At 64.6% G+C, this 9,321-nt stretch carries 9 protein-coding genes and 1 tRNA gene; all 10 read left to right on the forward strand.

Features of this window, described 5'->3' with window-relative positions:
- Positions 1–57 precede the first annotated feature (57 nt).
- The 10 genes from truA (at position 58) to M2S36_RS19760 (ending at position 9,236) form a co-directional block, all read left to right on the forward strand.
- On the forward strand, positions 58–915 hold the full coding sequence (gene truA, locus M2S36_RS19715; protein ID WP_063913798.1) for a tRNA pseudouridine(38-40) synthase TruA: 858 nt from the start codon (positions 58–60) through the stop codon (positions 913–915).
- A gap of 61 nt (positions 916–976) precedes the next feature.
- Positions 977–1,597, forward strand: a complete 621-nt coding sequence (locus M2S36_RS19720; RefSeq protein WP_207832170.1) for a phosphoribosylanthranilate isomerase — start codon at positions 977–979, stop codon at positions 1,595–1,597.
- A gap of 222 nt (positions 1,598–1,819) precedes the next feature.
- Positions 1,820–2,713, forward strand: a complete 894-nt coding sequence (gene accD, locus M2S36_RS19725) for an acetyl-CoA carboxylase, carboxyltransferase subunit beta (protein WP_063913799.1) — start codon at positions 1,820–1,822, stop codon at positions 2,711–2,713.
- The gene (gene folC / locus M2S36_RS19730; RefSeq protein WP_333957695.1) at positions 2,713–4,020 is read left to right on the forward strand and encodes a bifunctional tetrahydrofolate synthase/dihydrofolate synthase; all 1,308 of its coding nucleotides are present in this window, start codon (positions 2,713–2,715) and stop codon (positions 4,018–4,020) included. Before accD ends, folC begins: the two co-directional genes overlap by 1 nt.
- Positions 4,004–4,663, forward strand: coding sequence for an SPOR domain-containing protein (locus tag M2S36_RS19735; RefSeq protein WP_233687149.1), 660 nt, complete (start codon positions 4,004–4,006; stop codon positions 4,661–4,663). The genes folC and M2S36_RS19735 overlap by 17 nt, the downstream gene beginning before the upstream one ends.
- Positions 4,664–4,817: 154 nt before the next feature.
- Complete coding sequence (locus M2S36_RS19740) at positions 4,818–5,375, forward strand: CvpA family protein (protein WP_013971612.1); 558 nt, start codon at positions 4,818–4,820, stop codon at positions 5,373–5,375.
- 42 nt (positions 5,376–5,417) lie between these two features.
- Complete coding sequence (gene purF, locus M2S36_RS19745; protein WP_085625289.1) at positions 5,418–6,923, forward strand: amidophosphoribosyltransferase; 1,506 nt, start codon at positions 5,418–5,420, stop codon at positions 6,921–6,923.
- A gap of 16 nt (positions 6,924–6,939) precedes the next feature.
- Positions 6,940–8,151, forward strand: a complete 1,212-nt coding sequence (locus M2S36_RS19750) for an O-succinylhomoserine sulfhydrylase (RefSeq protein ID WP_025338247.1) — start codon at positions 6,940–6,942, stop codon at positions 8,149–8,151.
- Entirely contained in the window at positions 8,148–8,921 is a 774-nt protein-coding gene (locus tag M2S36_RS19755) for an SDR family oxidoreductase (RefSeq protein WP_333957696.1), read from the forward strand. Before M2S36_RS19750 ends, M2S36_RS19755 begins: the two co-directional genes overlap by 4 nt.
- A gap of 239 nt (positions 8,922–9,160) precedes the next feature.
- A tRNA-Val gene (locus M2S36_RS19760) sits at positions 9,161–9,236 on the forward strand.
- Positions 9,237–9,321: the final 85 nt, after the last annotated feature.

Here is a 9,321-nt window from a genome sequence, read left to right on the forward strand (position 1 = left end):
TACACGGCTGCCGTTGTCGTTATAATCCCCGCCATTCCGTACACCCCCACAGGTTTCATGCTCTTGGACATCATCGACACCGCCGCCGAGTCCGCGGCCGAAGGCTACTCCCGCATCGCCCTGGGCGTGGAATACAAAGGCGCGCGCTACCGTGGCTGGCAGCGCCAGGCCAGTGGCGTGCCCAGTGTCCAGCAGGCCCTGGAGCAGGCGCTGTCCAAGGTGGCCAACGAGCCGATCTCGGTCATCTGCGCCGGGCGCACCGACGCCGGTGTGCATGGCTGCGGGCAGATCGTGCACTTCGACACCCGCGCCGTGCGCGACGAACGCGCCTGGACCATGGGCACCAACTTCAACCTGCCCCATGACATCAGCGTGGTCTGGTCGCGGCCGATGCCGGCCGACTTCCATGCCCGTTTCAAGGCCTGCGCCCGGCGTTACCGCTACGTCATCTACAACGACCCGATCCGCCCGGCGCACCTGGCCGAGGAAGTCACCTGGAACCACCGACCGCTGGATGTCGAGCGCATGGCCGAAGCCGCGCAGTTTCTGCTCGGTACCCATGACTTCAGTGCCTTCCGCGCCAGCCAGTGCCAGGCCAAATCGCCGATCAAGCACATCTATCACCTGCGCGTCACCCGCCATGGCCAGATGATCGTGCTGGACGTGCGCGCCACGGCCTTCCTGCACCACATGGTGCGTAACATTGCCGGTGTACTGATGACCATTGGTGCCGGCGAGCGCCCGGTCACCTGGGCGCGTGAGGTGCTGGAGGGGCGCAACCGCCGCGAAGGCGGGGTCACGGCGCACCCGTACGGTCTCTACCTGGTGCAGGTGGAGTACCCCGAGGAGTACGCGTTGCCCAAGCGTTACATCGGCCCACACTTTTTGACCGGCTACGAGGCATTGGCAGACTGACGGGCGAAAAGTCATTTGCTAACATCCGGCCTTTCACCGTAACAAGCAGGGTTCGCTGTCCATGAGCAATGTTCGCAGCAAGATCTGCGGGATTACCCGTATCGAAGACGCACTTGCCGCTGCTGAAGCGGGTGCCGATGCCATCGGTCTGGTCTTCTATGCCAAGAGCCCGCGCGCCGTGGACGTGCGCCAGGCGCGCGCGATCATCGCCGAGCTGCCGCCGTTCGTGACCACGGTCGGGCTGTTCGTCAACGCCTCGCGTTGCGAGCTGAACGAGATCCTCGAAGTGGTTCCGCTGGACCTGCTACAGTTCCACGGCGACGAAGCCCCGCAGGACTGCGAAGGCTACCACCGCCCCTGGATCAAGGCCCTGCGCGTGCGCCCGGGCGACGACCTGGAGGCGGCCTGCCAGCTTTACGCCGGTGCCCGCGGCATCCTGCTGGACACCTATGTGCCGGGTGTGCCCGGAGGCACCGGTGAAGCGTTCGACTGGTCGCTGGTGCCGGCGCGCCTGAGCAAGCCGATCATTCTGGCGGGCGGGCTGTCTGCCGACAACGTTGGCCAGGCCATCGCCCAGGTGCGGCCGTACGCAGTGGATGTCAGTGGCGGCGTGGAGCAAGCCAAGGGCATCAAGGACGCGGCGAAGATCGAGGCCTTCATGCGTGCGGTGAAACAGGCGTGATGGCAGATGTGACGGCTGGCTGCGCGCCATCGTCCATAGCTTTCGCAGCCCTGCGGGGCAGCCGCCCGAGCCTGTGGCGGCAGAACAATACATTAGCGGTGGGGTGGCGCGCTGGAAGTCCCGGCGGCCGGTCCATCATCGTTTCATAAAAGATTTTGAGCTCAAGGGCAGGGCAGGGCCGGCGACACCGGCCCATGCCTGCCAATACTGGAGAAAGAAAGCATGAGCAACTGGTTAGTCGACAAACTGATCCCTTCGATCATGCGTTCCGAGGTGAAGAAGAGCTCGGTGCCTGAAGGCCTGTGGCACAAGTGCCCGGCCTGCGAGGCCGTGCTGTATCGTCCGGAGCTGGAAAAGACCCTGGATGTCTGCCCCAAGTGCAACCACCACATGCGCATCGGCGCACGTGCGCGCATCGACATCTTCCTCGACGCCGATGGCCGTGCCGAACTGGGCGCCGACCTGGAGCCGGTCGACCGCCTGAAGTTCCGTGATGGCAAGAAGTACAAGGACCGCCTGACTGCCGCGCAGAAGCAGACCGGCGAGAAGGACGCCCTGATCTCCATGAGCGGCACCTTGATGGGTATGCCGATCGTGGTCAGCGCCTTCGAGTTCTCGTTCATGGGCGGCTCCATGGGCGCCATCGTCGGCGAGCGCTTCGTGCGCGCGGCCAACTACGCCCTGGAGCACCGCTGCCCGATGGTGTGCTTCTCCGCCTCTGGCGGTGCGCGCATGCAGGAAGCGCTGATCTCGCTGATGCAGATGGCCAAGACCTCGGCCGTGCTGGCACGCCTGCGCGAAGAAGGCATCCCGTTCATCTCGGTACTGACCGACCCGGTGTACGGTGGTGTTTCCGCCAGCCTGGCCATGCTCGGTGACGTGATCGTTGGCGAGCCGAAGGCACTGATCGGCTTCGCCGGCCCGCGCGTGATCGAGCAGACCGTGCGCGAAAAGCTGCCGGAAGGCTTCCAGCGCAGCGAGTTCCTGCTGGAACACGGCGCCATCGACCTGATCATCGCCCGTGGCGAACTGCGCCCGCGTCTGGCCCGTCTGCTGGCGCAGATGACCGGCCAGGAAACCCCGGAGCAAGCGCGTGAGGCGGCTGCCGTCGCGTGATGAAACAACGATCCCTGGGCGAATGGCTCGCCTACCTCGAGCAGTTGCACCCCTCGGCCATCGACATGGGCCTGGAGCGGTCGCAGAAGGTGCTTGCCCGGCTGGCGCTGGGCAAGCTGGCGCAGCGCGTGGTGACGGTGACCGGCACCAACGGCAAGGGCTCGACCTGCGCCTTCGTGGCCTCGCTACTGCAAGCCCAGGGGCTCAAGGTGGGCGTGTACAGCTCGCCGCACCTGTTGCGTTACAACGAGCGGGTGCTGATCGACGGCCAGGAAGCCAGCGATGAGCGCCTGTGCGAAGCCTTCGCCGCCGTCGAGGCGGCGCGGGGCGAAATTTCCCTGACCTATTTCGAGATGGGCACCCTGGCCGCGTTCTGGTTATTCTACCAGTCGCAACTGGATGCCGTGGTACTGGAAGTGGGTCTTGGTGGCCGTCTGGACACCGTGAACGTGGTGGATGCCGACCTGGCTCTGGTGACCAGCATCGGTGTCGACCATGTCGATTACCTGGGGGATACCCGCGAGTTGGTGGCCTTCGAGAAGGCCGGCATCTTCCGTCAGGGCAAGCCGGCACTGTGCGGTGACCTGGATCCGCCTCAGCCGCTGCTGGACAAGGCTGCCGAACTGGCTGCGCCGCTGTTCCTGCGTGGGCGTGACTTCGACCTGGCCAGTGCCGATGGCCACTGGAGCTGGCGGGGTACTGCGGCCGATGGTGCGCAGGTAGAGCTGCATGACCTGCCTTTGCTCGACCTGCCCATGGAAAACGCCACGCTGGCCCTGCAGGCCTACCTGCTGATGGGCCTGCCCTGGGACGCCGGGCAGATTCGCCAGGCGCTGCTGGATACGCGCATCACTGGCCGCCTCGACCGTCGCCTGCTGAGCTGGCAGGGCAAGCCGGTGGAGCTGTTGCTGGATGTCGGGCACAACCCGCATGCTGCAGAGTACCTTGCCCAGCGCCTGGCGGCCCGGCCGCTCAAGGGGCGCCGCCTGGCGGTGTTCGGTCTGCTCGCCGACAAGGACCTGGGTGGCGTTGTCGCGCCGCTGCAGGGCCTGGTCGACGATTGGGCGGTAGCACCACTGGATACCCCGCGCAGCCGCCCGGCTGCGGAACTGGTCACGGCCTTGACGAACGTCGGCGCAGCGGTGAAGTCTTATGCCAGCGTCGGCGCCGCCCTTGAAGGGCAATGCGCGCAGGCGACGGCGGATGACCAGATCTTGCTGTTCGGTTCGTTTTTCTGTGTTGCCCAGGCGCTGGAATGGCTGGAGCGGCACGCCCAGGAGGGTGGAGTAGATGGCAGTGCTGGATAAAGGGATGAAACAGCGCATGGTGGGTGCGTTGGTGCTGGTGGCGCTGGCGGTTATCTTCCTGCCGATGCTGTTCACCCGCGAGGACGAGATGCGCCAGGTGCACGTCGAGGCCCCGCAGGCACCGGCCATGCCAAACTTGCCGGAAGTGAAGGTGGAGCCGGTCGCCGTGCCGGAACCGCAGGCTATTCCGGCTGAGCCGCAACAGCCACCGGTGGTGGTGGACGAGTCCACGGCACCGGCGAGCACGCCCAGCCAGCCGATTACACCGTCGCCGCAGACCCAGCCCCAGGTACAAGTGCAGCCCCAGCCGGCCAGGCCGCAGGCGCCCGTGGCCAAGGTCGAGCCTCAGCCGGCAGCCAAGCCGGCCGCGCCAGCGGCGCCGTCGAAGATCGATGTCAATGGCCTGCCGGTCAGCTGGGCGATCCAGTTGGCCAGCCTGTCCAACCGTGCCGGGGCCGAAAAGCTCCAGCAAACGTTGCGTAGCCAGGGTTACAACGCCTATATCCGCTCGGCGGGTGGCATGAACCGGGTGTACGTCGGGCCGCTGATCGAGCGCGCCGAGGCCGAGCGCGTGCGTGACGCCATCAACCGCCAGAACAGCCTCAAGGGCTTCGTGGTGCGCTTCCAGCCTGAACGCAGCTGATACCCCCGGGGCGGCTTTGCCGCCCATTCGCGGGTAAACCCGCTCCCACAAGAATCGTGTAAGCCCGAGTGGCGCTAATCACCTGACATTCCGCTTACCCAAGCCCCCGTCGCTCTGGTAAAATGCGCCGCCTCAAACGTCTGCAGGCAGCACCGTGGCATTTACCTTGGTTGATTGGGCGATCATCGCGATCATCGCCGTCTCCACACTGATCAGTCTCAAGCGCGGCTTCGTCAAGGAAGCCTTGTCTTTGCTCATCTGGATCATTGCCGGTGCGGTTGCCTGGATGTTCGGTGGTTCGCTCTCGGTGTATCTTGAAAGCTACATCCAGACGCCGTCGATGCGCGTCATCGCCGGCTGCGCCATTCTTTTCGTCGCCACCTTGCTGGTGGGGGCCATGATCAACTTCCTCATCGGCGAGCTGATCCGCGTGACCGGGCTGTCCGGCACCGATCGTTTCCTGGGCATGGCCTTCGGTGCTGCGCGCGGGGCCTTGCTGGTGGTGGTGGCCATCGGGCTGATCAGCCTGGGGCCGGTTCAACAAGACACCTGGTGGCAGGAATCACGCCTGATACCACAATTTCTCTTGGTCGCCGACTGGTCGAAAAACCTGATCCTGGGTTTTACCGGCCAGTGGACACCCAGTGGGCTGATCGGCACTCCGGCTGATCTTCCGTTCAAGGAACAGTTGCTCGGGCCGGCAAAGCCCTGAGCGCTATTCACTCAAGTTTCGTCAAAGTAGGGGTTGCGTCGCATGTGTGGCATCGTCGGTATCGTCGGTAAGTCGAACGTCAATCAGGCGCTGTATGACGCGCTTACGGTCCTCCAGCACCGCGGCCAGGACGCTGCCGGTATCGTGACCAGCCATGACGGCCGGTTGTTCCTGCGCAAGGATAATGGCCTGGTGCGCGACGTGTTCCAGCAGCGCCACATGCAGCGCCTGGTGGGCAGCATCGGCATTGGCCACGTGCGCTACCCGACCGCGGGCAGCTCGACCTCGGCCGAGGCCCAGCCGTTCTACGTCAACTCGCCCTACGGCATCACCCTGGCGCACAACGGCAACCTGACCAACGTCGAGCAGTTGGCCAAGGAGATCTACGAGTCCGACCTGCGCCACGTCAACACCAACTCCGACTCGGAAGTGCTGCTGAACGTGTTCGCCCATGAGCTGGCCGTGCGTGGCAAGCTGCAGCCGACCGAAGAAGACGTGTTCGCCGCGGTTTCCCATGTGCACAGCCGCTGCGTTGGCGGTTATGCCGTGGTGGCGATGATCACCGGCTACGGCATCGTCGGCTTCCGTGACCCCAACGGCATCCGCCCGGTGGTGTTCGGCCAGCGTCACACCGACGAAGGCGTGGAATACATGATCGCCTCGGAAAGCGTGGCGCTGGACGTGCTCGGCTTCACCCTGATCCGCGACCTGGCGCCGGGCGAAGCGGTGTACATCACCGAGGAAGGCCAGCTGTACACCAAGCAGTGCGCCGAAGCACCGAAGCTGCAACCGTGCATCTTCGAACATGTCTACCTGGCCCGCCCGGACTCGATCATGGATGGCGTGTCGGTGTACAAGGCCCGTCTGCGCATGGGTGAAAAACTGGCCGACAAGATCATGCGCGAGCGCCCTGAGCACGACATCGACGTGGTCATCCCGATCCCGGACACCAGCCGCACCGCGGCCCTGGAACTGGCCAACCGCCTGGGCGTGAAGTTCCGCGAAGGTTTCGTCAAGAACCGCTACATCGGTCGTACCTTCATCATGCCCGGCCAGGCCGCGCGCAAGAAATCGGTACGCCAGAAGCTCAACGCCATCGAGCTGGAGTTCCGTGGCAAGAACGTGATGCTGGTGGACGACTCGATCGTGCGCGGCACCACCTGCAAGCAGATCATCCAGATGGCCCGCGAAGCCGGCGCCAAGAACGTCTACTTCTGCTCCGCAGCCCCTGCGGTACGCTACCCCAACGTCTACGGCATCGACATGCCGAGTGTTCACGAACTGATCGCCCACAACCGTACCACCGAACAAGTGGCCGAGTTGATCGGCGCCGACTGGCTGGTCTACCAGGACCTGCCGGACCTGATCGACTCGGTCGGTGGCGGCAAGATCAAGATCGACCACTTCGATTGCGCGGTATTCAACGGTGAGTACGTCACCGGTGATATCGACGAAGCCTACCTCGACCGCATCGAGCAGGCGCGTAACGACCTGGCCAAGGTCAAGAACCAGGCGGTCAGCGCGATCATCGACCTCTACAACAACTGATTTCGGGAGCGACGGCATGACGGATCAATGGGATGCCGGCCGACTGGACAGTGACCTCGAGGGTGTCGGTTTCGACACCCTGGCGGTGCGCGCCGGTCAAAACCGTACACCGGAGGCCGAGCACAGCGAAGCGCTGTTCCTGACCTCCAGCTATGTGTTCCGTACGGCTGCCGACGCGGCCGCACGCTTTGCTGGCGAAACACCGGGCAACGTCTATTCGCGCTACACCAACCCGTCGGTGCGTGCCTTCGAGGAACGCCTGGCGGCCATGGAAGGCGCCGAGCAGGCCGTAGGTACCTCCACCGGCATGGCGGCAATCCTCGCCGTGGTGATGTCGCTGTGCAGTGCCGGTGACCATGTGCTGGTGTCGCAGAGCGTGTTCGGCTCGACCATCAGCCTGTTCGAGAAGTACTTCAAGCGCTTTGGCGTGCAGGTGGACTACGTGCCACTGGTCGACCTCGCGGGCTGGGAAAAGGCCATCAAGGCCAACACCAAGCTGCTGATCGTCGAATCACCATCCAACCCGCTGGCCGAGCTGGTCGATATCACCGCCCTCAGCGAAATCGCCCATGCCCACGGTGCGATGCTGGTAGTGGACAACTGCTTCAGCACCCCGGCGCTGCAGCAGCCGCTGAAGCTGGGTGCCGACATCGTGTTCCACTCGGCCACCAAGTTCATCGACGGCCAGGGCCGCTGCATGGGTGGCGTGGTTGCCGGCCGTGCCGAGCAGATGAAAGAAGTGGTGGGCTTCCTGCGTACCGCAGGCCCGACCCTCAGCCCGTTCAACGCCTGGATCTTCACCAAGGGCCTGGAAACCCTGCGCCTGCGCATGCGTGCGCACTGCGAAAGCGCCCAGGTGCTGGCCGAATGGCTGGAGCAGCAGGAGGGCGTGGAGAAGGTGCATTACGCCGGCCTGCCGAGCCACCCGCAGCACGAACTGGCCAAGCGCCAGATGAGTGGCTTTGGTGCGGTGGTCAGCTTCGAGGTCAAGGGTGGCAAAGAAGGCGCCTGGCGCTTCATCGACGCTACCCGGGTGATTTCCATCACCACCAACCTGGGTGACAGCAAGACCACCATCGCCCACCCGGCCACCACCTCCCACGGCCGCCTGACGCCGCAGGAGCGTGAAGCCGCGGGTATCCGCGACAGCCTGATCCGTGTTGCCGTGGGCCTGGAAGACGTGGCTGACCTGCAGGCCGACCTGGCGCGCGGGTTGGCGGCGCTGTGATCGAAATCGGCGGCGGTACGCCCGGCCACAACGGCCGGGTAGCCCTGGTGACCGGTGCCGCGCGCGGCATCGGCCTGGGCATTGCCGCCTGGTTGATCTGCGAAGGCTGGCAGGTAGTGCTCAGCGACCTCGACCGCCAGCGCGGCGCCAAGGCGGCCAAGGCCCTGGGTGACAATGCCTGGTTCATCACCATGGACGTTGCCGACGAGGCCCAGGTCAGCGCCGGGGTGTCCGAGGTGCTGGGGCAGTTTGGCCGCCTGGACGCGCTGGTGTGCAATGCGGCCATTGCCAACCCGCACAACCAGACCCTGGAAAGCCTCAGCCTGGCGCAGTGGAGCCGGGTGCTGGCAGTCAACCTCAATGGCCCGATGTTGCTGGCCAAGCACTGTGCGCCGTACCTGCGGGCTCACAATGGGGCGATCGTCAATCTCACCTCCACCCGGGCGCGGCAGTCCGAGCCCGATACCGAGGCCTACGCGGCGAGCAAGGGCGGCCTGGTGGCTTTGACCCATGCTCTGGCCATGAGCCTGGGCCCGGAGATCCGCGTCAATGCGGTGAGCCCGGGCTGGATCGATGCCCGTGACCCGTCGCAGCGCCGTGCCGAACCGTTGACCGAGGCGGACCATGCGCAGCACCCGACGGGCAGGGTAGGGACGGTGGAAGACGTGGCGGCCATGGTGGCCTGGCTGTTGTCGCGCCAGGCGGCGTTCGTCACTGGCCAGGAGTTCGTGGTCGATGGCGGCATGACCCGCAAGATGATCTATACCTGAGCATTTTGCGTATCTTGTATCGGCCCTTTCGCGGGTAAACCCGCTCCCACAGGTGCAACACAGTTATCAAAACCTGTGCAGTACCTGTGGGAGCGGGTTTACCCGCGAAGAGGCCGGCACAGGCAACCGCACCGCTTTTGGTTTTTTTGAAAAAAATCCAACGGGGCTATTGACTTAGCTTCGCCACCTGCGTAAATTTCGCGGCCTCAGCGAAGCAAACGCAACAAGCAACATCGCGAGGGTGATTAGCTCAGCCGGGAGAGCATCTGCCTTACAAGCAGAGGGTCGGCGGTTCGATCCCGTCATCACCCACCACTTCCTGAGATGTTCCTGGTGCATCAGGTTTCGCAAGAAGCCGATAGCCAGAGAGGAACGCACTGCGCAGCGGTAGTTCAGTCGG

Origin of the sequence: Pseudomonas sp. SF2 (genome assembly GCF_036858055.1) — a bacterium.
GTDB lineage: Bacteria > Pseudomonadota > Gammaproteobacteria > Pseudomonadales > Pseudomonadaceae > Aquipseudomonas.